Raw genomic sequence first — 24685 nt, 5'->3', positions numbered from 1 at the left:
GTAAAAAGAATAATCCTATATTTGTCTATCTTTACGGTCGCCTTATCTGAATGTAATTCTTCTAAATCATGATATTTCCCTTTGTAAAGGATTTTTCTACCATCAACATCGAACACCTGCTTTCTTTCCGATAACTCTTGATACTTTCTCTTTATCCACGGTCTTTTTTTCCTTATGATCTCTTCTGGATCCACATTTGAATTCTTGGGTAACGTAATCTCTAGCTCAAAGTTTCTCGTAAATTTGAGATAGACATACTTTCTACCCTTTCCTCTTTTGACTCGATAATCGATTTCCTTATCACCGATCGTTAGCTTCGGCATTTTTATCACTTCAGACGTTGTATTTCTAAAGTCGGTTATCTAGAGTAGGAATGATATTCTCATGGATTGCTACATTTTAAAATACAGCACTGTCCCTGTTTTCTTAATTTAAACGTACTCTCCTAATCACTATTAGTGGAAAAAATATGTACACATGACCTTGCCTTGGGTGACGCTTATCCGTTACGCTTGATATCGGGAAGCCTCATTGGTGAAGGTGTTTAACGACAACTAATAGGCATACATACACAACCCAGAAACCACATTAACTTAATTAATTATGTGAGATCATTTTTTGGTAAAGTTCTAAATATCAGGCGTCTTTTGCCGAAGCGTTAAACAGGACTTTAACGACGTCACCGGCACCACCATCTTGCCTTTGTCTTTGTCGAGCGGTTCCGGAACTCGAGCTTTCTTGCGTTTGGGTTTGGGTGCGGTTATCGGCACGACCCCTTTCGAAACCTGCTATAGGATTTATGTCATTTTATGAATTTTTATTTCATAGTTAACAATCTATCTGAACTCAATAATCTTATCAACTCTTTTTTAATCCATGAAATAGATAAAAGCTTGGTATTTTCATCTCCAAGATAAATCTTGTAAGTAGCTACTATATCATCTTTAAGACCTGATGCTATACCCATGCCTTTTTTTACGCTGAGTAAAAAAATAAACAACTGATATATGTCTTTAAACCTCCGATCCATCAAAGCATACACCCTAGTATCATCGCCTAGCCAGATTAATTTCGATTTTTTTAGATTTTTAGCGATGAATTTCTTTGATTCTTGATATCTAAAGACTTCCGGACCCTTTTTATTTTCTATTTCAGGTTGCTCAAGATTCTCCATCAAGAATATAAAGGCACTTTCCATATTCCCATCTGTAATACAGGTAGCCCTTAGGACTTTGAAATCGTAAAGATCTAATTGCTTTCGAATATAACTGAGGCTTTTCTTTAACTGACCCCAAAGAACGTCTACGCTTCTTTTATTATGTTTGAATTTTAACGTCACAAGGTTTCTCATCAATTCGCTCTTCTCTATTTTCTCTAAACGATCTTTTTCATCTACAAAATATCTTAGACTAGGCTTCTCTAAGAATGTTCTTGAGGCTAAGATAAACTCGGCTAGTTTTTTTAGTGAAACTGCAGTTCCAAGGTTTCTCCTTAAATCTATAGGATCAAGTATTATCACACTAGCTTTTTGGAATCTTTTCTGAATATCTTTATTTATTTTTTCTAAACTTATAACTTCTCTCTCCCTCCATCTTGATACAGACTTTATTGTGGAAATAAAAGATCCATATTTTAATAGTAAGACTTCACAAACATATCCGCTGAAGCCCTGTGTAGATATTTCTGCGCCATACACTCCTACTCCTTTCATAAATTTTTTAAGTAATCTAACCTCTCTTACAAGTTGATCTTTCAATTCTTTAATCATGAATGTTGTATGGTATGGCGACCTATCTGCTGCACTTTTCCATTCCCACTTCTTTACGTCATAACAGGGAACAACATTAACACCAACATCTTCGATATAAGCCTCTACATATGGATGCTCAGCATATCTTAATATCGGCGCATAGTCTTTCATTGATTCTAATGCAACATCTAAACCATACTTTTTCAGGTCTGCTTTGTTTAAACTTTCTGGAAATCTTACAAAGATATCTATATCTGCCTCTCCCTTTAGCCAAGTGCCTTTTGCATATGACCCACCAAACACTACATCTGGTTTATATTTACTCTTTGAGGCCACTTTTGAAACTCTTTTAAAAGCTCTATTTGCTATGGATTTAACATGATTAACCTCTTCCTCTGCTGGTTCTACAATCTTCAAGGCATTAGATAAAACCTTACTCAATTCATTGGATATATTATTCCACCCCAAAATAGAATTTGTGAATATCACTGTATATAGGACCTTTTGGAGTCAAAATACTCTTTTTGAGCTTTAGGGTCATTATTGTTTCTTCGCCAAAATCTTGGTTCTCATACTCATTTATCAAAGCTAGTAATTTATCTTTGTTCTTTCCACTCTTTACTCTAGAGATTGTTAAATGTGGTTGGAAGCCTCTTCTATTACTTTGTATAATATCTTTCAACCTCTCTTCGACGGCATTCACTATATTTCTTAAATGAACACTGTAATTCTTCTCTACACCAACCCAAATCACGGAGATTCTACGTGGACTTGGAAAGACCCCCATCCCTTTATAGACTATATGTAAAGGTTCAAGTTTGATATCACTCAATAATTTAATAATTTTTGTTGCTAAAGTTACATCTATCTCTCCGAAGAACTTTACAGTAAAATGTAGGTTGTTTGGCGCCACAAGCTTGATGTCTGCATCTGTCTGTTTAAGCTTATTTTGAACTTCTTCGATCAACTTAATGGTCCTTTTATCCTCTACATCTAATGCAAGAAAAGTCCTCATTTACATCGGCAGTTATTATAATATTGATTCTTTTTTTCTTTTTGCACCCTTTAAAAAAAGACAATATCTTATTACGGCGCGATCAAAGAAATAAAATACAATCATAATTTATGTACTACCAATTAGGAAGAAGAGATCGGAAACACCATGACGATTAAAGACATTGGGTGTTGCGGTGCATATTGCAAGACATGTATGGAACAGCAAAAGGAGAAATATCCCAATGAGAGGACTTGTCGTAGTTGCAAGTTAGGGTATGAATCAGGTGAGAGGGACTTAAGTAAGGCTAAATGTAAAATTAAAGTCTGCTGTTTCAAGGAAAGAGGATTAGAGACTTGTGCTGATTGTCCATATTATCCTTGTGAAATTCTAGGAGAGTTTTGGAGCAAGTCAGGATGGAAATACAAGCAATATAGAAAACAGCTCGAATTTATCAGACAAAATGGGTATGAAGTGTTTTTGAAGAGAGCAAATAAATGGATTGGCCCATATGGAAAGCTGGAAAATGCATTGATATAGTAATTTTAATACTACAAACAAATAAGAAGAGGACTTTGATAGATTTTCTATTTTGAGTTAGAGCTATTTATTTTATCTTAAATAAAGCGGATTGTATTACTAAGAAAATTCTTAAAGTCTCATAAAGAAACGCTTTTTTGCCCATAAAGCCACGTTAACAAGGCTTATTAAAACAGGTACCTCTATCAAAGGACCTACAACTGTAGCAAAAGCTTCCTTAGAAGCCAATCCAAACACGGCAACTGCTACGGCTATGGCCAACTCAAAGTTATTACTAGCGGCCGTGAATGCGAGTGTAGTAGTTCTTTCATAATCCAACTTGGAGTAATAACCTAGAGCAAAGGCTATGAAGAACATCATGATAAAATATGCCAGCAAAGGAGTTGCTATCATCAATACATCAAGGGGCAACGTTACTATATACTCGCCTTTAAGAGAAAACATGACCACTATCGTGAATAAAAGGGCGAAGAGAGAAGTGGGGCTTAACTTCGACATAAGAACATCCTCATACCATTCTTTTCCCTTGGCCCTTAGCAAATAAAATCTAGTAAACATTCCTCCAAAAAAAGGGATACCTAAGTAAATTGCAACTGATTGAGCGACCTCCAATAATGATATGTTGACGATCGTTCCCTCTCCAGATATCCAAGAGCTTACTAAAGTTATGTAGAAGTAGGCCAATATTGAATAAAAAGCTATCTGGAATACGGAGTTCAGAGCTACAAGGACTGCAGCCCATTCATTATCTCCCTTTGCGAGGTCATTCCAGACTATCACCATGGCTATACACCTAGCTAGCCCTACAAGAATTATGCCAGTTCTAAAAGCTGGGAATCCTGCTAGGAAAATCCAAGCCAATAAAAACATCAAAAAGGGACCTATTATCCAATTTAGGATAAGTGATGAGGATAGCATTGTTTTTGAGCCTTTGGCACTAATTATCTTTCCCAGTTCTTCATACCTGACCTTTGCCAAGGGAGGGTACATCATCCAAATCAGCCCTATCGCTATTGGGATGGATGTTGTTCCTACATTCAAGGATCCTATGATATCGGAGATTTCTGGGAAGACGTACCCTAATCCAACTCCAATTATCATTGCCAAGAATATCCAGAGTGTAAGAAACCTGCTGAGAATGGGTAGTTGACTTTTAGAATTTTTAGCCACAGGAGTTAATCACATCAATAAAAATACATAGCAACATATTTAATTTTGTTGTTATGTATCATACCAATGAGTAAGATTGTAGAAGCAAGGTTAAATCGCCTAATCTCTTCTGAGATATGTGAGGCTAAGAATATAGAAGAATATGCTTCAGAACTAAAAAGCTTGGCTGCAAACTTGGGAGATATAGATTATTTCAAAGAAAAGGAAAGGTTCTTCAAGGCACTATCCGATTCTACTCGATTGAAGATCATAAAGATGCTGGCGAAAAAGGAGATGTGTGTCTGTGAAGTTATGGTCGCTCTCGACATTACCCAAACTAATGCGTCACATCACCTAAACATACTTGAAAGGGAAAGTATAGTTAAAAAGAAACGTAAAGGAAAATGGATTATCTACAGCCTTAATATCCAAGAGATGCCAAAGTTGATCGATGGATTCTCAATTTAAAAATAAAAGTGTCATAATGCACATAAATTAAAGTGATATTGAACACTAGGTAGCGAGCTTTAATAAAGAGGAATGTAATCACTATTCTATTTAGCTAACTGTTTTTTCAATTAGAATTCTTGGAATGAAATAAGTTCTAGATTATTTTGAGATATTAATTCCCCATCAATTCCTTCTGGCGTCTTATATTTTGAAAATGTACTAACAATTTTAAAAATGCGATACAATGATGTAATTATCCAAACTTATTATAGACACAAATGTATATAACTCAAATTATTTTTACCAGTCGGATATGAAAGAGACAAGAATTGTTCTTGTAGCCCACGATGCAAAGAAAAAGAGCATGGTCGAATGGGCAGCCTACAACAAGGAAACTTTGAAAGAATTCGAAATCTGGGCTACCGAAAGTACTGGAAAGATAATCATAGAAGAAACCGGCTTGCCTGTGAATCTCCTACTACCAGGCCCCCATGGAGGTGATGCCCAAGTAGGTGCTATGACCGCTGAACAGAAGGTTGACATAATCATATTCTTCTGGGACCCATTAACCCCTCAGGCTCATGATGTCGATGTGAAAACTCTCTTACGACTGGCGGTCTTGCACGATGTTCCCATTGCATGCAACCGAAGTACTGCTGATTTCTTGGTTTCATCATCTCTGTTTAAAGATAAGCACTACATTGGTGAACGCAAGAGATTAAAGATTTTATAAATGATATAGAATCATTCAGTTGTGGTTTATTACCTTCAATCTTCCAAGAAATAAGGGCGTATACGGTAATATTTTCAATAGAGATGGGAAATATAGACGGCAGGATATCCTGAAATATGTTCATTGCTTATAGACTCATTTCAAAGACTGTATTAGACGTGAACCATTACACGAATATTAAAGTTTAAATAGACCGACTTTATTTTTATAAACTCATAAAATTTTTCAGAATCATAAATGCGAACGGAATTTGGATTTATGAGGATTAAAATGACCCCTGATCAATATTTATTCAACTTAGAGGAGAACCCGAAATATTGTCCCCAATGTGGGAGGCGCTCTATACTAGAGGATAGCTTACGTGGTGAACTTCTCTGCAGCAATTGTGGCTACATTATCAGGGAAAGTGAAATTGACACTAGCCCAGAATGGAGGGGTTATACTCCAGAGGACAGGGATGTAAAAGCTAGGGTCGGCATGCCCTCATCTTTAGCAATTCACGATAGAGGCCTATCTACAAAGTTAGGTCACGGTAAAGAAGACGCTTCTGGTAGACGATTTACACCTCAAGAAAGAGCAAGGGCCATGAGGATGCAGATGTGGGATAGGAGGAGTCAGATGCAGGCGCCCTTTTACAGGAGTCTTGAGCAAGCTTTTTTCTTACTTCATGGATCCGCCGATAAACTGGGAGTTGGCAAAAATGTCGTTGAGGAAGCAGCCTATATCTACCGAAAGGCTCTGAAGAAACGTCTAGTAAGAGGCCGCACGATCTCAGCCCTAATAGCAGCTTCACTTTACGCTGCGTGTAGAGAAACCGATACACCTAGAACACTGAATGATGTAGCCAAGGCAAGTGGAGTAGAGAGAAAGATAGTTGCCAAGAGTTATCGACTCCTCCATAGAGAATTGGACCTTAAGATGCCTGTAACCGATTCAAGGAAATGCGTTCCAAGAATAGCTAGCAAAGTTGGAGTCCCCGAGAAGAGCGCTAGAAAAGCCATAAGAATCCTTGATGAGGCAAAGATATCAGGAGTCTCGGCTGGAAAAGACCCCATGGGAAAGGCGGGTGCATCGTTGTACATAGCATGCCTTCTTGACAACATAGATGTAACTCAGAAAGAGATTGCCGATGCTGCCGGTGTTACAGAAGTCACTATCAGAAACCTATACAAGGCCTTGAAGAGTACAATTAACTAAAGTTACTAAAAAACAACATCTAATTAAAATTGCCTAGTAGGACCCGCTACTGCTATAGGTTCTCGTTATTTATGAACAAAAAAGATATGGAAAGGCGAAGGGTATTTCCCTAACGAATTCGTCAAAATGTATATTCATATCTATGAGTTTCCACCAGAAGATCATGGCGTGAGATTGGCCCAAGTTCCAATCTTAGACAATCTTAACATCTTGGAATTAAAACAAAAAATTTTAAGTAAAAAGAGAGACTTCCCATATCTAGTAACTGCTCAATTTTGGGAGGTAAATTAGTTTAACTTGAAAATTCAACCTTTTAACCATCATTTAAATATAACTGTAGAAGCTTTTATTAACCCATCTGAGGATATTGATAAAGTAATATCTACGATTCGGAATCTAATAAAGGATACAGATTCAGATTTCTTGCTAGATAATAAAACCGTAACCACTTCAACAAAAGATGAGAGGAGTCTTTATTATATCTATGAGCGTATAAGAGCGAAGCAAATGTTGGCTGTAGTGCGAAGATTATTATTTAGTCGAATGAATCAAGATACCACATGGTTAATCTTCAATAAACAGGCTGCATTTGTTGGGTCTGTTAACGTATGTGAAGAAGAGAGCGAGTCTCCTTTAGGCCCCATTAAGATTATCATACAAAGCGATCATATTCACGAATTTATTGAGTGGTTAGCCCCAAAGTGATTTCATGGCTTTAGTTGGTTTATCATCTCTCTTTCTCTTCCTGAAAGAAGAGCCTTTTGAAAAGATAATAGAAGAAGTAAAGTCTGAAAGAGAAAGTTCTCAAAATCCAGATATTTGGGAGATAGTCGATGAAGGTTTTCACTCTATTACTCGTAATAGGGTCAAATTGATTCAGGAATTAAGTTCACAGGGATATATATTTACGATTCACTCACCTTATAGTAGGATAAATATTGCGGATATCAATAGTAGTAGACGCCGTGAGTCTTTAGCCAAGCTTAAAAAATCTATAGAGACTGCGGCTTTAATAGAGGCGAAAGCTTTTGTCCTACATCCTGGTCTAAAAACAGATTGCAATGATCGTATTATATCTAAGTTAAATGAAGAATCTATCTTAACGCTCTACGACTATGCTGGGTCTTTTGGCATAGTACTTGCCGTTGAGAACATGAACCCTAATACACAATATTTTATGACAAAACCTGTCGATTTCGAAGAGTTCTTTAAGAGAAATAACATTCGTCTAAAGATAGTCTTCGATTTGGGTCATGCGCACATAGGATCGAATATAGATGATTTTATATCAAAACTTTCAGATAGGTTCATTACTGTTCACTCACATGATAATAATGGCGATAGAGATGCGCACTTTGGAATAGGAGATGGTTCTATCGATTGGAAAGGTGTCATATCCCAACTCATAAGGCGGGATTTTAGGGGAATGCATATAGTAGAAGCTGTTAGAAAACCTTACGAGTCTGTAGGCAAATTAAAAGAGATGTTACACCCATTTTAACCAAATCGTTTAGATGATTTTTTAAAATCAAGTATCTATCACTTCTAATATTTCAATCAATATAATATCCTCGGTGATGTCTTTGTCTGAAGAAAGTTACTATAATGGTAATGGTAAGAAAGTTATAATCCATAAAGGTATCGCTATAATAGCCCAGATTCCTTTGTTCCATGAAAATACTTTAAATCCATCCATGGGTGGGAATGGAATCATATTAAATGCTGCAAGCCAAATATTGATTAAAAACCCCAAATATCCTATTTCGGATAAGAGTCCAATATTGCCTATTAAAAAAAAGAAAAAAAGAGCGAAAAGTACGTTTGTCAGAGGGCCTGCTAGAGAGATTATACCGTTCTCTCTCTTGCTGATAACAAGACCTAGACCGAATGAAATTGGCAGGATATATACTGCCCCTGGAGCGGCGAAGATCATTCTCCCCCCCGAGATTAAAGCAAATAATAAAGCAAAGCCTAACCCTAAAGGCCATATTCTGAATTCTGCAAAGCATCTATATCTTTGAGCTATAAATTTATGGGCTAACTCATGACCTATGAATCCCGCTCCTAAAGTCAATAAAGAGATAAAGAGAAGCCTAATGAATAAGTTTGGGGAAGAGAGTCCTTGTATGGAAAAACAAATCCCAAGTACTAGCCATGCGATTAAAAGGTGTTGAATCTCAGTCAGACTGAATACTCTTTTGCGCTCGAAAGCCATTATAACCAACGCTGATCAATAATAGCCATTAAGACCTATTTTTTCTTATTCCATCTCAGGGATATCAAACTTAATCAACGCATCATTAATCTTATCTATAACATCTGTTGCCATTATATGATATCCCATATCCTTTACTGCTAGATCTCCAGCAGATCCAGAAATAAAGGCACCAGCACTAGCAGCTCTAAATGGATTTACGCCCCAAGCCAATAATGTAGCCACTATGCCTGATAATATATCTCCTGTTCCACCAGTAGTCATTCCTGGATTTCCGGTCAGATTTATCTTGAAACGATTACCATCAGATATTATATCCTCATGACTCTTTAATAATATAGTTAAACCTAATCTATTAGCTTCATTCTTAACATCTTGTATCCTATCTTTTAATTTATTTGGCGGTGCCATTATGCTATGCGTAACTATCTCGAACTCTCCTACATGGGGTGTAATCACCGCTGGATAACCATATAAGCATGTAGGATCTTTCGATAAGGCTTTTAGAGCATCAGCATCAATCAACATAGGCTTGTCCTTTCCTACTGTCATCATGAAGTCTAAAATAGCGTTTTTTGTCTCTTCTTCCAATCCTAGACCTGGACCTGCTATTATACTTGAACAATGCTCTGCCAACTTTTTCAACTCTGGTAGATCGTTGGAAGTAAAGTAATCATCTCCCAATTTTCTCACAATAAGGTTCGGCGAAAACGACCGGATTACGTCAACTACGCTTTTTGGTGCAGCTATAATCGCCAAATCTGCTCCAGTACGTAAAGATGCAAGAGCTGCCAATGTTGGTGCTCCAGAATAATCTTTACTTCCCCCTATTATCAATATACGACCATAATCCCCTTTCTTTGAAAATGCATATCTTGGTTTTATAGAATAACGTACATCACCGGGTCCAGCTACAATTTCAGCTTCTGGTGGCATTCCTATCGAAGACACAATTACGTCTCCTGTTATATTGCTTTTATTTACTAATCCAACTTTCATTTTATGCAAAGTAACAGTAACGTCTGCTATCACACATTTATCGTGAACATCTCCAGTTAAAGGGTCTAGACCAGAAGGTATATCGACAGCAACCTTAAAGCCCTTTGATAAATTGATCTTATCTATAGCAGATGAAAAAGGCTCTCTTATCTTTCCCTTGATTCCTGTCCCAAAGATTGCGTCGACTATAATATCTGCTTCTTCTATTTCACTTACCAAATTCAATAATGAGTCAACATTAGGTGCTAAAGCGTATCGGACTTTGATCTTCATTTTTTGAATTATTTTCCAATTTGTTAAAGACTCATAGGTTTTTATATCTCCAACTCTCCCTAAAAGGATGACAATTACGTTTGCTCTTTCAGATATGTGCCTTGCACATACAAGACCGTCTCCTCCATTATTCCCAGTCCCAGCCACGACAACAACTTTTTTTCCTGATGTTTTCTCTAGTTTTTCTTTAACGATTTCTGCGACACTTTTCCCTGCATTTTCCATCAAAAGAATTCTTGATACTCCCAGATACTCTGAGTTTTCATCAGCGATTGCCATCTCTTCTGGTGTGATAGTATTCATAGTCACAAGAGTAACCTCGAGATTATTTAATGTTTAAAGATCTCCTACGAGTACACTAATTCTTGTCACGAGGTCTTCCAAAATGAGTTTTCCTTTCTCCTTGGAAGCTTTACTAGGTGCGCCAATTACCCCAGAATCGCTTACTTCCTTTGTCTTCCATGCAAATGAGAAACCTCGATCTCTTGTTTCAAATGAGAGATGAGGCTGTAACTTAGGAGATTCATCTACATATTTATCTATCCTTACCTTTTCGGGACAGATCGTGAGCATCAAAGAAGTCTCAATCTCGTCAGCATGCCCTATATCTCCGATTTTGGACTCTCTTATTTTAGAGAAGACATTTTCAACCATATTCAATATTGTAAAAGAGTATATTGAAATATTCAATTCGTTTTTAATAAACTGGATAGCACCCTCTATAATTGCTCTATTTCCACAATGACCATTTATGATGAAAATCTTCCTAAAGCCATTTTCAGATAAACTTGAGCACATATCTTCCAAGATTGCAATTAGGGTCAAAGGTTCTAAAGAAATTGTGCCCGGGAAGCCTAAATGTTCTACAGAGAAGCCAAAATTTATTGGTGAGATTAAAGCGATGTCTAATCTTTCAGCAACCCTTTTGGCTACTTCGAAGGCAATGATCGTATCTGTAGAGAGTGGTAGATGTGGACCGTGTTGCTCAAGACTTCCTATCGGGATCAATACTTTTTCAGTTCTATTTCTTAGCTTATCGACCTCTTGCCAAGTTAGATTAGGTAGGAAATTCATCAACAACATCACCTGATAATTATTTGTGATTATTATTTCAATAAGCTCGATAGATTAAAATTAATTCATCCCTTAACTGTTTTACTCTAAAAAGTTTTACTCGAATTCCTTCGTCTACGCTTACCACACCATCACCCTCTACTAAAGTTACTGATTCTCTTCCCCCAAAAATATATGGGCATATAGTAACATTTAACTCATCGAACAATTTTTTGCTGATTAAACTCCAGTTAATATTGCCGCCACCTTCTACAAGTAACTTCCTTACACCCATCTCTTTAAGTTTCTTGAGTAATATTATAAGATCTACCTTTTCTTTATCTCCACATATTATTACCTTCGCTCCAGCACTTTCAAGATTTTTCACTCGATTGTACGATGCTTTGCTGGTGGTTGCTATAAGAGTTTGAGATTCAGAAGAAATTATCCTTGACTTTATAGGAGTTCTCGCTCTACTATCAACAACTACCCTCATTGGGTTCCTCCCTTTGCAGTATCTCACTGTGAGAGATGGATTATCAACTAAAATTGTATTTATACCAACCATTATGGCGTCAACAGAAGCTCTAAGTGAATGTACCCTCATGAGGTCTTCTTTACTCGACATCTTCGAATCTCTATTTTTCGTCGCAATCTTCCCATCCAAAGTCATGGCTGCATTCAGGATAATATAAGGTCGATCATCATGAATATTTTGGCAGAGATCCATAAACTATTTCACCTCCTACCATCACGGCTTGAATGTCATCAGGTCTAACCCTATGCACTATAGCGTTGATAGTATTTTTTACTGACTTCAGATTTCTTGTACCCATGTTGATAAATACTGCATCGGCTCTTTTCCCTTCTTCTATCGATCCAATTTCTTTATCCAATTTCAACGCCTTTGAAGCGTTGATCGTAGCCATCTTCATAATCTCCTTAGACGATATCTTTGAAGGTTCTCTTTCCAAGGCTCTAGAAACCCTTGATGTAAAATCCATTTCACGAAATAGATCTATCGAACTGAACATAACATTATCAGTACCTAGAGCAACTGTAATACCACTTTTTATCATAGAGTTAATTGGTGGGAATCCGCAACCTAAGATCGAGTTGGCTCTTGGACAGCATACAACTGGGACTTTAGCCTTTGTAACGAGTTTTAAATCTTCATTTCTTGGATGAGTAAGATGAACAAGAAAATCTAATTTGTCATTCTTTAAAGCTCGCTTAACCTCACTTTGATGAAAATTTTTTAATGAAAAATCAACAGAACATCTATCTTCACATACATGTATAGCTAATAGCTTCTTGCCATTGACTAACCTAGACAATTCCTTCATAGATTGATCTGTATATTCATTAGGACCACTTAGACCCAAACCATCACATATCTTTAAAACTTCTTCGACTTCGTGAAACTTTTCATCTGGCATAGGGGAATTCTTTAAAACCTCTTCTTCATCGAAATAGTAATTTGGTCTTCCAAGAATTAATGCTCTAATCTTCACTCCTTTAAGAGCTCTTTTTAAGAGAATCACACCTTTCTTCCCTCCTTCACGAAAATCAGCAAATGTTGTAACACCACACCTTAACATATCCAAGGCTGAGTCTCTCATTGATTTAACGATCAAACTCTGGGTTACCGAGTCTAATAGCTTATGCTTTAAGCCAGTCATTGGATGGATAAGCTCATTAAAAGATTTATCGATCTCGATATCTTTTGCAAAAGAGTCCCCTAGATGTGTATGCGCATTTATCAAGCCTGGTATTACAACTAAGTTATTCCCTTTATAACAGACATATCTTTGTCGATTATGTGAATTTCTTTCACTTACTTCTGTGAAATAACCATCATCTATTCTTATGAATGCTTTCTTAATTATATCTAAATTCTGACTTACTATTGCAGTTGCTCCTTCTATTATTGAGTTTCTCATAACATGTCAGAGAGCTTTTGAACAGAACCTTTTACCTTGCGATCCCTAATCATGTCCAATCCTTTCGTAGCAAGTTCTATAGCTTTTCGTCCAGTTCTCGCTATACCGATACCAGCTTTTAACATAAGATTAAAATCTTTACTTGTCAACCTAAGAATCATCTCAACTTCATTCTCTGAAACACCGTTCGCAACTGCTATGAAGTTATCTCCGCCACAAAAGAAAGTTAAAGATTTATGATTTAGAAAGAGCTCGCTTAATTTAACATTTAATTTATTTATCATCAATGCTGTTTCATAAGCTGATAATTTTTTTGTGAATCTGTCTGTCATATTGTTTACGTCTATATGGGCGATTTGTACACAATAATTGTATAGATCACATAATTCGCCTGTCATTATTTTTTTTCCTTCCCCATATCTCTGTAAGGCTATTGTTGCTTTCTCTAAAGCAGTGAATGGCTCTTCAGCCACTCCTATACCCATACTTATAGTAAATGGATAATTCTGCAATATTTCATCTTGAATTTCTTTATGGTCCTCTAAGGAAATGCCATTAGTGACTGCAACCATTTCATCAAAACGATTGAAAAATACTGCTCCACCTTTCATTGCGAACGATCTTTGTAAATGGGCATGAAGCTGAGACTGAAGTATTTGCAATCTATACTCTCTATCATTGCCGAGCTCGAGAGTCCATGGGCCATAGTTGTCTATTCTAATAAGAGTCATTTGTACTTGGTCAGTCAAAGTTACTCAACCATAGTTGGGTATTGGGTCACTTTAATCTCTTTTAAAATCCTTATACGCTTTACCATCTTGACTGCTGCTTCCACAGCCCTCTTTGCATATTCATCTATACGCTCTAAACCCTGAATCCTCGACATACCTGGTCCTGAAACTCCAAGAGATACAGGCTTTCTATATTTGACCGATAGATCTGTTACCTTTCTGGTTACGTGTTGCGCGATAATTTCATCGTGCTTTGTTTCACCTTCTACAATCGCCCCAAGTGTTACAACAGCATTCACATCCTGCTTCTCAAGCAGGGATTCAATTAATATTGGCATATCGAAAGACCCAGGTGCTTTGCAGATGTACGTAATTTGCGCTCCTAAAAATATAGCATGCTCTTTAGCTCTCTCTAGCATAAGGTAAGAAATATCGAAGTTAAACTCAGAAACGACCAAAGCTATTTGGATATTCTCCATTAATTCATCACCTACAATATTATCGGTCCAACGTCTGGAAAACCTTGACGCTTACCCATGCCAGCTTCTTTCATAAGATCTTCTGGTTTGAAAAGGAGTTTAATAACATTATTTACATGCTTTTCAGCCCTATTTTTTGATATTTCATACAACTCACGATTATCTTTTACTTCATCTTCATGGACGAATACCTCTAGTACATGCTTGTTTGTCATGAGCTGGGTTATCATGAGACCAGTAGAAGCTACTTGGGCACTTTGTTTATCTAATGGATGAGGGCCTGGCATACCGAAAGCTATTGCAGCATCACAATTGTTTTCTTCAAATAGCTTTTTCGTTGCTACAGGTAAATCCTTTATACCTGGCACGGTATATCTTACAATCTTAACATTCCCATACCTTTTCAAGATATTTATAGCGATCGCAGCCATATCTACCCTTGCAAATGTTGTGTCAGCAATACCTATCTTTGCGTTCCTCAAGCATTACACCCCATTTGAGCTTTCATAATAGCTTACTATTTCATAACCTTCGATGAATGGTTTACCGTGTATTTTAGCGTAATCTCGAGCTGATTGAGTTAGCAAAGATCTATGAGTTTTATCATCAAGCATCTCACATATTACTGTCACAGGTGTGAGACCTGCTAACTGGGCAAGATAGACGGAGAGTTCTGTATGACCGATTCTCTCAGAGATAAGACCATTAGAGGCTATTAAAAGCTGAATATGACCTGGTGCCCTAAAATTTCTAGCAAACTCGTACTTAATATCATCAAAACCTTGTATCGCAAGATTACAAAGTCTAGCAATTTTTTTGATCGTTAGAGCTCTATCAAAATCTGTAATTCCAGTAAACGTTTTTCTGTGGTTTACAGATAGGGAAAACGCTGACCTTCCATAAATGGCTTGAGAATTAATAAGTTCTAGCAAATTAGGATACTTTTTACTGGCAATTTTTAATATCTCTGACATGTATGGTAACCCTAGCCTACTTGCGATATCAAATCTGATAGCGACACAAATGAGTCCTCCTGCATCTTTGCGCATCGTTTTTATATGATCAGGAGTAATGTGTTGAGCAGCAATAACCATATCCGTCTCGTTTTCTCTGTCATTTGAATCATGTATGAGTACGATCTTTCCTTGTTTGAGAGTCAAGATAACATCTTTTAGAGGAGAAGATTGATTACATAGCTTTCGCAACATAGTTAAATTTTGTAAAAACCCTAAATATTTAAGGATTACCAATAAAATAGCATTTACCATAAAATTTGTATAATTAAAATATAGTATTATAGTTCTAGTTCCATCCGAGTCATTGTTTTAATTCAACTATCGTAAGAGTCTGATAGAAGAAACTATTATATTTAAGAAACGTTTAGAAATAGTATATTTCATCTCATTCAATAAAAGATAATATCAAGAAAAATCTTAAATTCCAATTCATTAATAAAATTCAATTCTATGTAACTATAAGCTGTATTTCAATTCATAAATCGTCAATCCAAACATCAATTATTATATTTTGATTTATTAAAGGCTTTGCATTTTCCAGAGGAATTACTGCAATATCCTCCTCCTTAAACGGACCGTATATTTTCAAGTCTATACCCATTATCGATGGAATAGGTTTCAGAAACTTGACTATAGTCAATCTAGAAGATATGATATCGGATATCTTTTCCAATCTAGATGATTGACCATTCTCTATAGCTTTGATAACTTTCTTTAATTTCTTGGCAGATTGGGTTAAAGGCTCAATTATGTATCTCTCTTCAGCAGTCAACATTTCTGTATCATCCAAATTATATGCCTTTTTTATCCTCAAATCGATCAATCTATCGATTAAATCTAAAATCATTTTTCTTTCCTTGATAGCTAAATTACTCCTAATACTTTTTTCACTCTGATATATCTCCTCGTTCATTTTATTCACATGAATTGCGACATCTGTATAGAAACTCTTGGAAATTTTTTCTAATCTCTCGTTCTCATATTCTAATTCTATTAATTTATAAATTCTATCTAACAAAGACTCTACCACATTAATACACCTCAGCTACTCCCTTTCCTATTAAATAAACAGCAGCCATAATTGGCAAATTAACAATCTCTGATTTATAAGGTCCAAATAGATTGCCCTTTAGAGTAAAAATTGGTGAATGGTCAACAAATATCTTCAGAGGCTCTTCACTTAGGACAACTGCGTCAATGAGAGGGTTAAAAGATAGCAAATCTTTACAACTCTTTTTAATCATACCTGTACTTCCATGTAGCGTATTTGGAAGCCTAAATATTCTATGTATATCTGTTGTTACCATTGCATCAATCTTAACGCTCAATTTTTCAACAATCTCTCTAATAAAATTGTCAAAATTCTTATACTTCATTTTATCATGAAAGAATATGATCTTGTCTCTTATATCGTTATTACCATAATTGTCAAAATCCATCTCTGAAAAAAACTTGCCTATCCGACCTCTCCAACCGAATTCAGTAGCCAATGGGAGTATTCTATGCATCTTTTCGTATGATACTCTTTTAGAAATACCAAGACTCTCTAAACTTAAACCAATACCAGAAATATAATCAGATATTTCATTTCTTGCTAATTGATCTAACTCTTCTAGATCACTTTGCTCTACAGTCACATGATATCCCCTACTTCCTGAGAAATGTATTTTACAATTGTCTCTGGATATACTAAAATCTTCAAGTAGGAAGTCGATTAGTTTAATCACTTCATCTTTTGTAGCTTCAAGACAAGAGTGGCAAACCCAATTCTCTTTATCTATTCTCATGCCTTCACATTTAGGGCATTTATCGGGTCTTTTTCCTTTATCTATTAAATTGCAATCCTTACATATCCAATAATCATGTTCTTTCTTGCATTTAGTGGGTATATGATCAGCATCTATATCAAAAATAAGATCAGCCCCGTTCCACCCTTTCTTATCCATAGTAAGAGTCGGTTCATAATAATAAGCACAGGAGTAATAGATTGAGCGAGGGATCTCCTTAATAAAGAAAGCTCTAAGATTGCCTTCATTCTGAAACGATAAATGCCTAATCATAATCTTATCAAAAGATATATAGCCAAATTCTCTCTCCTTTATTCTGATAGGGGCGATTATCTTTTCTGCGTTCTTAAAATAATACTCTTTAAAGGCTTGCTTCATAAATGCTAAAGTCCTTTCATTCATAATGATCATATATTCCTTACTCATGAATTAGTGTTAGATTTTTTCTGAAATGAGGGTTTTTTACTAAATTGAAGAGGGCTTCTCAACTTAGCGCATAAATTTTTGTCTTTAAAGCATAGACTGTGAGTGGCTATCGTCCGACAACTTGGAACTTTATATCGCCTTCTCCCCCCTCTAATTCCTGCTATATGCTCTACTTGATATCTTGTCATCCTTTCATTAAAGTCTGGCGATTTTGGATATGTATCAATTATATCTTCAACAGTTTTACCAATACTTAGAAGATACGTTGTTAACAAAAAACGTCCATAATGAGATACATTCTGCCCTTTCTTAAGTAAATTCAGCATATGTATAATGCAAGGGGGAAAGTTCTCAGGGGCAACTCTATGTATCTTATCCACTGGTATGGTAGGTAATACTTTGGATATCTCATCAAGTGTTTCTTTAAGATATTTCGGCATGCTAGGCAACGACGCACTCTTCATCCTCTCGTAAATCATCCTTCTAATTTCCTCCCTGATCAATCTGACTAATTCAAAAGTCTTTAGATAAACAAAACCATTCTCCACAATTCGGTTGATAAGCTTCCATTCTGGTTGGTGGAAATAAGTTGCGCGTTTTAAGTATTCACTTAAATTTATCTTAAAGTCGAATAAATTATGCTGTAAGCTGATTAGTTCTACATTAAATGTACTCTTAAAGATATACGAGATGATTGACTTCTTTTCTTTCTTGAGAAATCTCTCTGACCTTATCGATTCTGCTAATGAATATCTATGTATGATATATTCGACATTTATAGCTCTAACAAGTATTAAAGCCAATGGAAAGGAGAGGAGTTCTACTATAGGTTCTGATGTTTCACTAGAGATATAATTCTTTTGAATTGCTTCTATTACTCTCTGTTTTGCTCTCTCCACAGCTGGGCGGTAGTCTTCTTGACATAAATTGTTTACACTTAGATTCAATTCCTTCACATAATCCCCAGCTTCTTTTAAAAAAGGATACTTTGCCAGGTCTTCTAACCCAAACTCTATTTCCATATTTACTCTCTTTAAAAGCTACTTACCTCTTAAACAATTCTGAACACTAGATATTAATTCGATCCATAAATCCTCCCTTTCCAGACCGTCCCTTTCTTTGTAATCATACGAAAAGCGGAACTTGTCATTATTACGATCCAGATAACCACAGATATAGGAAAAAGTAGAATGTATCTAGGGTCCGCACCAAACTCTGGGAGGGTTATGAGCATCTGAGTACAAAGTACTAAGATCATGGCTGTTCCCCAAACGAGGTATTCATTTAATCCTTGAATAGGAAGGATCGCCAATCCCAATAGGAAGACTATAAGGGGAACTAATAAAAATAGAAATGATATAATAATAGGTAATAAAAATTCCCGTATTCTTTGGAAGACTGCAAAACAACTTACAAATGCGTTTTTAACTGACCCATCCCATAACTCATTAAAATTTTTATACATCCGAGTCTGTAGCGTGTGAGGAGCGTATAACAACCTAAGCCTAAAATTCGATTTTTTAACTTTCTCAGCTAATCGATAGTCCTCATCAATTTTATTCCATACTGCCTTATGCCCACCAATATTTTCGTAAACACTTCTTCTAATGAATATGTACTGTCCATTTCCCAGCCAACTTGAAGCATTATCATCATTCACATTTGGTTTAAGTGAAAAAAGGAATATAACATAAGCCATAGCAGGGATCATCAACTTTTCCCAAAAAGATTTCATTATAAATTTTGGATAAATAGATAGCATATCGATATGATTTTTTACAAAATAATTTATTGCTAAAGTCAAACTATTTTTACTATGGATAGTATCTCCATCTGTGAAAAGTAAAATTTCACCTTTTGATCTCTCATAACCTACGGAGCAAGCCCAATTCTTTCCTACCCATCCATCAGGGAGATTTTTTTCTTCTAGAACTTTTATCTTTCTATGGAAGCTTTTTAATATATTTCTAGTGCCATCTGTAGAATTCCCATCAATAACTAAAATCTCTTTTTTGGAATAGTCCAAATTTGTTATAGAGTCAAGACAATCTTTGATAGTATCCTCTTCATTTCTCACTGGAATTATTATTGAGACTAATGGTTCATTTTTGATTCGTATCAGGTCGATTGGTAATAAAGGAAAGGTTTTGAAAGAGTATATAATTAAAAAGCTAATTAAAAACTGCAGAAGGGTCAATATTAAAAGGATAAAGAATGCGATAGTCATTTCGCTTTCTCTTTATAAAATAGAATAAAAATCTTTTTAAATCTACTTCTCTTCAATTCTAGGAGCAAGATAGAAATGTATCTTACCGCCGAGATCGCTAAGCTTTAACTCTAGCCTTATGGGCATCTTACTTGAATATTCTAGTATAACTATATCAGAAGCTGAGCCACTAGCTTTTATAATGCTTGATAGATATTCGATGTTATAAGTAGCTTTGCTATTCTCTTTAACTTCTAACTCCAAGATATCTTCACTAGTTCTCTCCAATATAACTGAACCAGAACCAATATCACCCTTACCATAGAATACCAACTTATCATTTGATGAATCTATGGTCACATGATCTGAAATAACTGAAATATCGTTCAGCATACTTTCAAAAGCTCTCTTCGCTATTACAGCTTTAAGGTTAAAAGTAAGCTTAGGAAGTGGTGTAGAACTATATGTACTTTCTATCAGGTGTAATGAAAATTCTCTTTCATATCCGTTTAGTATTCTAAGCATAATATTTTCATCATCGGTCGTCGCAATTTCTATACTATCCTTTGTATCACCTCTTTTTATCAACTTCGCAAAGTCATCCATCTTAACGCTAAACTTGAATGGAGAATCGCATTCATATTTTTCAAAGGTTGAGCTTGGCCACGATAAGTCTACAAGGGCTACATGGGAGGGGTCCATAGCCCTGAAGGTGATGCCCTCTGGAGATGCCTCGAATGTTGCTTCATCAACTAATGCTAAGACAACTGAAGAGACTACCTTCCAATCTCTTGTTGTCGAGGTTTTGGCTAAAAAGACCAAATCGACCGCCATTTCAGAAATTGATTTCGATATAATTTAAGCATTGCTCATAATTATGTTATATAGAGTTATGGAATGATATTAAGAATTATCATTGTTTAATTTTGCTCAAGAAAGCTTTTTTAAACATTAGTTGAATGAACTTAAAAGTAATTATGGTTAAGAAGCTTTTTTTCAAAGCATTAGTGATAGACAGCCTTTTAAGTTATGCCCAGAAATTTTATCCAAATGAAGGAATACTTCTACTTAGAGGGAAGGTAAGCAAAGATACAATTATAGTGAAGGAAATCTTGATTCCTCCTCTTGCTACTCACGGCAAAGGCTTCTCAAGCTTCCCACTTAACATGCTTCCATTAGATTTATCAATTATAGGTGTGGCCCATTCCCATCCTTCGGGAGTATTACGTCCTTCTTTAGAAGATTTGAGTAACTTCTATGGCAGAATAATGCTAATTATGGCTTACCCTTATTGTTCAGACAAGGATATTGCAGTATTTAATCGTGAAGGAAACATGATAAGATATACTGTTATTCCTTGAGATAGTGAAATAATTAACTATATACTCTTAATATTTCATAAGTTGTAGACCTTTGTGCAGGAATTCTGCCCATATCTTGAATTAACCTTTTGAATTCTTCTGGATGTAAATGTTGCCCATGAACAGCTCCAGCGGCTCTTGATATATTCTCATTGATTAAAGTTCCGCCAAAATCGTTCGCACCAACATTTAGGCAAAACTGTGCAAATTTCCTTCCTTCCTTAACCCAAGACACCTGTATATTTTTTATAATATCGTTCAGCATCAATCTAGATACTGCATACATTTTAACTACATCTACACCAGTTGCACCTGTTTTTATGTTCTTTATTTGACCTTTCTTGTAAATTGGAGTTTCATAGTGCACAAAACTTAGGGGGACGAACTCGGTTATGCCTTGAGTCTCTTTCTGTATCTCTCTTATCATGGCTATATGCTTAGCTTTATGTAATGAATTCTCGATATGCCCATACATTATTGTTGAAGTTGTTGGTATACCTAATTTGTGTGCTGTCTTAATCACTCTGATCCAATCTTTTGTTTTAATTCTATTAGGAGAGATTACTTTTTTGATTTCGTCGTCAAGTATCTCTGCCGCTGTGCCAGGTAGACTGCCAATACCAGCCTCCTTGAGCCTCTTCAAGTAATCTTCTACAGTTGTACCTGATTTAGAAGCTCCGTAAAAAATCTCTTCAGGAGAGAAAGCGTGTATATGGATGTTTGGTACCTCTTTTTTAACAGCTTTACAAATATCTATGTAAATATTCCCGTCCATATCTGGTGGTAGACCTGCTTGAATACATACTTCTGTTGCTCCTGCTCCCCATGCTTTCTTCGTCATCTGGACTACTTCTCTGATAGGTAAGAAGTAGCTATCTTTATCTTTATAACTTCGACTAAAAGCACAGAATCCACATCTCTTGATACAGATATTCGTGAAGTTAATATTTTGATTTACAACATAAGTAACAATATCGCCGATTGTCCTACGCCTAAGTTCATCAGCAACTATCATTAGAGCGTAAAAATCAATTCCTTTTGTCTCAAAAAGCTCGACACATTCATCTATTGAAATTTCCTTACTATCAAGCGCTTTATCGAGGATCGATGCTATAACAGGATCTATTGTATACACCAAGGTTTTAAAAGAGGAGTGAAAAATGTTAGAATCTTTTGTGCTTAAATTCAATTAAGGTACCTCTTTAACATAACCTTCGTGGTCGACAAGAGATAATATATGATTTTTTAGAGGTTTCGGCAAAAAAACAGCTTTATTCAATATAAATTCAGGATAGATAGGTAGCCTTGCCTTAAATTCAAAACCCTGTCTTTCTGTAGCATTTTTAAGAGTCATTATGTCGGGCCAAGGTGCTTCAGGATTCACAAAATCTGTTGTAACAGGTGATATGCCACCCCAATCATTTATTCCTGAATATAGATATTCCTCACATTCATTAGGGTAAAGGTTTGGAGGCACTTGAATATTCATTTTACTCCCGAAGATTAATCTCGATACAGAAATTACTTTAATAATTTCTTTTTTATTTAGTTCTGGATGAGATGCCATAGGGGTATATGGTTTCGCTTTGAAGCTTTGAATTATTACCTCTTGAATATGCCCATATCTTCTATTTAACTTATTTATAGCATAAAGTGATTCAACGATCTCTTCAGGTGTTTCGCCTAAACCTATCAATAAGCCAGTGGTGAATGGTATTTTGAGTTGTCCTGCATTCTCAATTGTAGCCAATCTCAGCTTAGGTCTTTTACTTGGAGAGAACTCATGTGGCTTACCTTTATCACATAATCTATCGCTTACATTCTCCAGCATTAACCCGATGCTAGCATTTACATCTTTTAAATCAGCCATTTCACTCTTCGTCATAATGCCCGGATTAGAGTGAGGTAGAAGCCCTGTCTTTTTTATAACAATCTCACACATATCACGTAGATATTCTAACATGCTCTCATATCCCAGTCGCTTCAACCATCTATGAGCTTCTGGATAGCGTCTCTCAGGCTTTTCTCCCAAAGTGAAAAGAGCTTCTGTACAATGATTCCTTTTACCAACTTCAGCAAAAGATAGAACTTTATTTGGATTCATGATCTCTGCATCAGGATCTGTGGGTTCTTTTCTAAAATTGCAGTAACCACATCTATTTCTGCAAAGATTTGTCAAAGGTATAAATACGTTTCTTGAGTGGGTTATACGCTTTCGTTTACCGGTATCTCTTTTATATCTTGCTACGTATTTTAACGCTTGAAGATTGCGTTCATCACTCTTTATTAAATTATTCGCCTCTTCTTTCACAATTTCTTTTCCTTCAAGGCTTTTGTATAAAATTTCTTTAATCTCAAAGTCTATCCCATCTTCAAGACTGATAATATCGTGAAGCTTTGGGAATGTAGCCAATCTGATAGTAACCCCTACGAGTTGTTAAAATATGCTATTTATTTTAATATTTTATTAAATTGGTGCAGGTTACATAAATGGAAGTGCATCTATCAATATACTTTATCTGTATATGATTGGTAATTGGTGAAATTTCTATGACTATATTATCCCTTTTTTTCTCCTGTCCATCTCTTGAAAAGATTGTGCTCTATCTCAAGACTGTCAAGTATCTTTCCAACGACGAAGTTTATTAATTGATTCAAATTTTTTGGATTGTGATAAAAAGCAGGCATTGCTGGAAGTATCACTACACCTATTTTAGCCAACTTGAGCATATTTTCAAGACTGATTGCACTGAGAGGGGTCTCCCTTGGGACAAGTATCAATTTTCTTCCTTGCTTAATCGTAACTTCTGCAGCCCTAAGTAGTAGGTTATCAGAGTAACCATATGCAATCACCCCTAAAGTCTTAGAGCTGCATGGTACGATAACCATCCCGTCTACAAAGTATGAGCCACTTGCTAAAGGTGATAAGAGATCATTTACTTTATAGGCATAAGTTGACAACTTTTCTATATCTTCCCTCTTCGATGACAGTTCTAGAGCGATGATTTCTTCAGCTCCTCGACTCACTATTAAGTAAGTCTCAACGCTCTTATCCGAGAGAACTTCTAAGAGTCTTTTACCATATATTACGCCACTTGCTCCAGTTATTCCAACAATGATTTTCATTTGATTTCAACTTTAGGAGTTATCTTCGTCACAGTTCCATTTTTCCGAGCATTATAAATTATATGGATTCTCTCGATGAATATTCCTGCCTCAACCACACCAGATATATACTTTATCTTATTCAATAACAGAAAAGGATTTTCTATAAGTCCAAAGTCTACATCAAGGATTATGTTCCCATTGTCATTAAAGACAGGGTAGCCTTTTTTCAATGTTCTTAGTTCTGGTTTTCCTCCAATCTTTTCAATTTCCTTTTG

At 35.8% G+C, this 24685-nt stretch carries 29 protein-coding genes; 8 read left to right on the top strand and 21 right to left on the bottom strand.

The genetic code is table 11. The features are described 5' to 3' along the window. The 3 genes from L6N96_03875 to thpR all read right to left on the bottom strand — a co-directional run. The coding region (locus L6N96_03875; protein ID MCP8323298.1) for a DUF45 domain-containing protein at positions 1-323 on the bottom strand (323 nt) is incomplete at its 3' end. 494 nt (positions 324-817) lie between these two features. After that, on the bottom strand, positions 818-2191 hold the full coding sequence (cca, locus tag L6N96_03870; GenBank protein MCP8323297.1) for a CCA tRNA nucleotidyltransferase: 1374 nt from the start codon (positions 2189-2191) through the stop codon (positions 818-820). A 13-nt stretch (positions 2192-2204) separates the two neighbouring features. Beyond that, entirely contained in the window at positions 2205-2765 is a 561-nt protein-coding gene (thpR, locus tag L6N96_03865; GenBank protein ID MCP8323296.1) for an RNA 2',3'-cyclic phosphodiesterase, read from the bottom strand. 147 nt (positions 2766-2912) lie between these two features. Here thpR and L6N96_03860 point away from each other — a divergent pair, with 147 nt between their 5' ends. Then, on the top strand, positions 2913-3284 hold the full coding sequence (locus L6N96_03860) for a DUF3795 domain-containing protein (protein ID MCP8323295.1): 372 nt from the start codon (positions 2913-2915) through the stop codon (positions 3282-3284). A 111-nt stretch (positions 3285-3395) separates the two neighbouring features. Here L6N96_03860 and arsB read toward each other — a convergent pair whose 3' ends face one another. Continuing rightward, a complete protein-coding gene (arsB, locus tag L6N96_03855) occupies positions 3396-4385 on the bottom strand; it encodes an ACR3 family arsenite efflux transporter (GenBank protein ID MCP8323294.1) in 990 nt (329 codons plus the stop codon). Positions 4386-4520: 135 nt separating this feature from the next. Here arsB and L6N96_03850 point away from each other — a divergent pair, with 135 nt between their 5' ends. The 6 genes from L6N96_03850 (at position 4521) to L6N96_03825 (ending at position 8834) form a co-directional block, all read left to right on the top strand. Next, positions 4521-4901, top strand: a complete 381-nt coding sequence (locus L6N96_03850; protein MCP8323293.1) for a metalloregulator ArsR/SmtB family transcription factor — start codon at positions 4521-4523, stop codon at positions 4899-4901. Positions 4902-5196: 295 nt separating this feature from the next. Next, positions 5197-5616 carry a methylglyoxal synthase gene (locus tag L6N96_03845; GenBank protein MCP8323292.1) on the top strand — a complete coding sequence of 140 codons (420 nt, stop codon included), beginning with the start codon at positions 5197-5199 and terminating at the stop codon, positions 5614-5616. A gap of 270 nt (positions 5617-5886) precedes the next feature. Beyond that, a complete protein-coding gene (gene tfb / locus L6N96_03840) occupies positions 5887-6813 on the top strand; it encodes a transcription initiation factor IIB (protein MCP8323291.1) in 927 nt (308 codons plus the stop codon). 297 nt (positions 6814-7110) lie between these two features. Then, entirely contained in the window at positions 7111-7518 is a 408-nt protein-coding gene (locus tag L6N96_03835; protein MCP8323290.1) for a hypothetical protein, read from the top strand. Between the two features lie 4 nt (positions 7519-7522). After that, positions 7523-8314, top strand: coding sequence for a sugar phosphate isomerase/epimerase (locus L6N96_03830; protein ID MCP8323289.1), 792 nt, complete (start codon positions 7523-7525; stop codon positions 8312-8314). An 82-nt stretch (positions 8315-8396) separates the two neighbouring features. Continuing rightward, positions 8397-8834, top strand: a complete 438-nt coding sequence (locus L6N96_03825; GenBank protein ID MCP8323288.1) for a hypothetical protein — start codon at positions 8397-8399, stop codon at positions 8832-8834. 239 nt (positions 8835-9073) lie between these two features. Here the strand turns inward: L6N96_03825 and L6N96_03820 are convergent, their stop codons facing one another. The 13 genes from L6N96_03820 to pcn form a co-directional block, all read right to left on the bottom strand. Beyond that, positions 9074-10603 (bottom strand): NAD(P)H-hydrate dehydratase, encoded by a 1530-nt coding sequence (locus tag L6N96_03820; protein MCP8323287.1) that lies wholly within the window; start codon positions 10601-10603, stop codon positions 9074-9076. A gap of 33 nt (positions 10604-10636) precedes the next feature. After that, positions 10637-11374 carry a creatininase family protein gene (locus L6N96_03815; GenBank protein MCP8323286.1) on the bottom strand — a complete coding sequence of 246 codons (738 nt, stop codon included), beginning with the start codon at positions 11372-11374 and terminating at the stop codon, positions 10637-10639. 37 nt (positions 11375-11411) lie between these two features. Further along, entirely contained in the window at positions 11412-12083 is a 672-nt protein-coding gene (locus L6N96_03810; GenBank protein ID MCP8323285.1) for a 2,5-diamino-6-(ribosylamino)-4(3H)-pyrimidinone 5'-phosphate reductase, read from the bottom strand. Continuing rightward, positions 12058-13296, bottom strand: coding sequence for an amidohydrolase family protein (locus L6N96_03805; GenBank protein ID MCP8323284.1), 1239 nt, complete (start codon positions 13294-13296; stop codon positions 12058-12060). The genes L6N96_03810 and L6N96_03805 overlap by 26 nt, the downstream gene beginning before the upstream one ends. Next, positions 13293-14045, bottom strand: a complete 753-nt coding sequence (locus L6N96_03800) for a GTP cyclohydrolase IIa (GenBank protein MCP8323283.1) — start codon at positions 14043-14045, stop codon at positions 13293-13295. Before L6N96_03800 ends, L6N96_03805 begins: the two co-directional genes overlap by 4 nt. Positions 14046-14047: 2 nt before the next feature. Next, the gene (gene ribH, locus L6N96_03795) at positions 14048-14506 is read right to left on the bottom strand and encodes a 6,7-dimethyl-8-ribityllumazine synthase (GenBank protein ID MCP8323282.1); all 459 of its coding nucleotides are present in this window, start codon (positions 14504-14506) and stop codon (positions 14048-14050) included. Positions 14507-14517: 11 nt separating this feature from the next. Continuing rightward, positions 14518-14988, bottom strand: coding sequence for a riboflavin synthase (ribC, locus tag L6N96_03790; protein ID MCP8323281.1), 471 nt, complete (start codon positions 14986-14988; stop codon positions 14518-14520). A 3-nt stretch (positions 14989-14991) separates the two neighbouring features. Beyond that, entirely contained in the window at positions 14992-15666 is a 675-nt protein-coding gene (gene ribB / locus L6N96_03785) for a 3,4-dihydroxy-2-butanone-4-phosphate synthase (protein ID MCP8323280.1), read from the bottom strand. A 331-nt stretch (positions 15667-15997) separates the two neighbouring features. Beyond that, positions 15998-16552 carry a hypothetical protein gene (locus L6N96_03780; protein MCP8323279.1) on the bottom strand — a complete coding sequence of 185 codons (555 nt, stop codon included), beginning with the start codon at positions 16550-16552 and terminating at the stop codon, positions 15998-16000. 1 nt (position 16553) lies between these two features. After that, positions 16554-17711: a hypothetical protein gene (locus L6N96_03775; GenBank protein ID MCP8323278.1), complete on the bottom strand. Its 1158-nt coding sequence runs from the start codon at positions 17709-17711 to the stop codon at positions 16554-16556. Between the two features lie 20 nt (positions 17712-17731). Beyond that, a complete protein-coding gene (locus L6N96_03770) occupies positions 17732-18757 on the bottom strand; it encodes a DNA primase large subunit PriL (protein ID MCP8323277.1) in 1026 nt (341 codons plus the stop codon). Positions 18758-18810: 53 nt separating this feature from the next. After that, a complete protein-coding gene (locus L6N96_03765; GenBank protein MCP8323276.1) occupies positions 18811-19812 on the bottom strand; it encodes a glycosyltransferase family 2 protein in 1002 nt (333 codons plus the stop codon). A gap of 192 nt (positions 19813-20004) precedes the next feature. Next, a complete protein-coding gene (gene pcn / locus L6N96_03760) occupies positions 20005-20763 on the bottom strand; it encodes a proliferating cell nuclear antigen (pcna) (GenBank protein MCP8323275.1) in 759 nt (252 codons plus the stop codon). Positions 20764-20918: 155 nt separating this feature from the next. Here pcn and L6N96_03755 point away from each other — a divergent pair, with 155 nt between their 5' ends. Beyond that, positions 20919-21302, top strand: coding sequence for a Mov34/MPN/PAD-1 family protein (locus L6N96_03755; GenBank protein ID MCP8323274.1), 384 nt, complete (start codon positions 20919-20921; stop codon positions 21300-21302). A 13-nt stretch (positions 21303-21315) separates the two neighbouring features. Here L6N96_03755 and cofH read toward each other — a convergent pair whose 3' ends face one another. The 4 genes from cofH to L6N96_03735 all read right to left on the bottom strand — a co-directional run. Then, positions 21316-22491 carry a 5-amino-6-(D-ribitylamino)uracil--L-tyrosine 4-hydroxyphenyl transferase CofH gene (cofH, locus tag L6N96_03750; GenBank protein MCP8323273.1) on the bottom strand — a complete coding sequence of 392 codons (1176 nt, stop codon included), beginning with the start codon at positions 22489-22491 and terminating at the stop codon, positions 21316-21318. Beyond that, positions 22492-23715 (bottom strand): 7,8-didemethyl-8-hydroxy-5-deazariboflavin synthase CofG, encoded by a 1224-nt coding sequence (gene cofG, locus L6N96_03745; protein ID MCP8323272.1) that lies wholly within the window; start codon positions 23713-23715, stop codon positions 22492-22494. It lies immediately after the preceding gene. Positions 23716-23861: 146 nt separating this feature from the next. Continuing rightward, the gene (locus tag L6N96_03740; protein ID MCP8323271.1) at positions 23862-24428 is read right to left on the bottom strand and encodes a UbiX family flavin prenyltransferase; all 567 of its coding nucleotides are present in this window, start codon (positions 24426-24428) and stop codon (positions 23862-23864) included. Further along, positions 24425-24685: ribose-5-phosphate isomerase A (locus L6N96_03735; protein ID MCP8323270.1), on the bottom strand; the 261-nt coding region annotated here is incomplete at its 5' end. The genes L6N96_03735 and L6N96_03740, both read right to left, overlap by 4 nt.

This window comes from Candidatus Methylarchaceae archaeon HK02M2 (assembly GCA_024256165.1).
Taxonomy (GTDB): Archaea; Thermoproteota; Nitrososphaeria; order Nitrososphaerales; family JACAEJ01; genus HK02M2.
The sequence above is the reverse complement of the archived record's forward strand: the minus strand, read 5'-3'. Positions and strand labels throughout refer to the sequence as shown.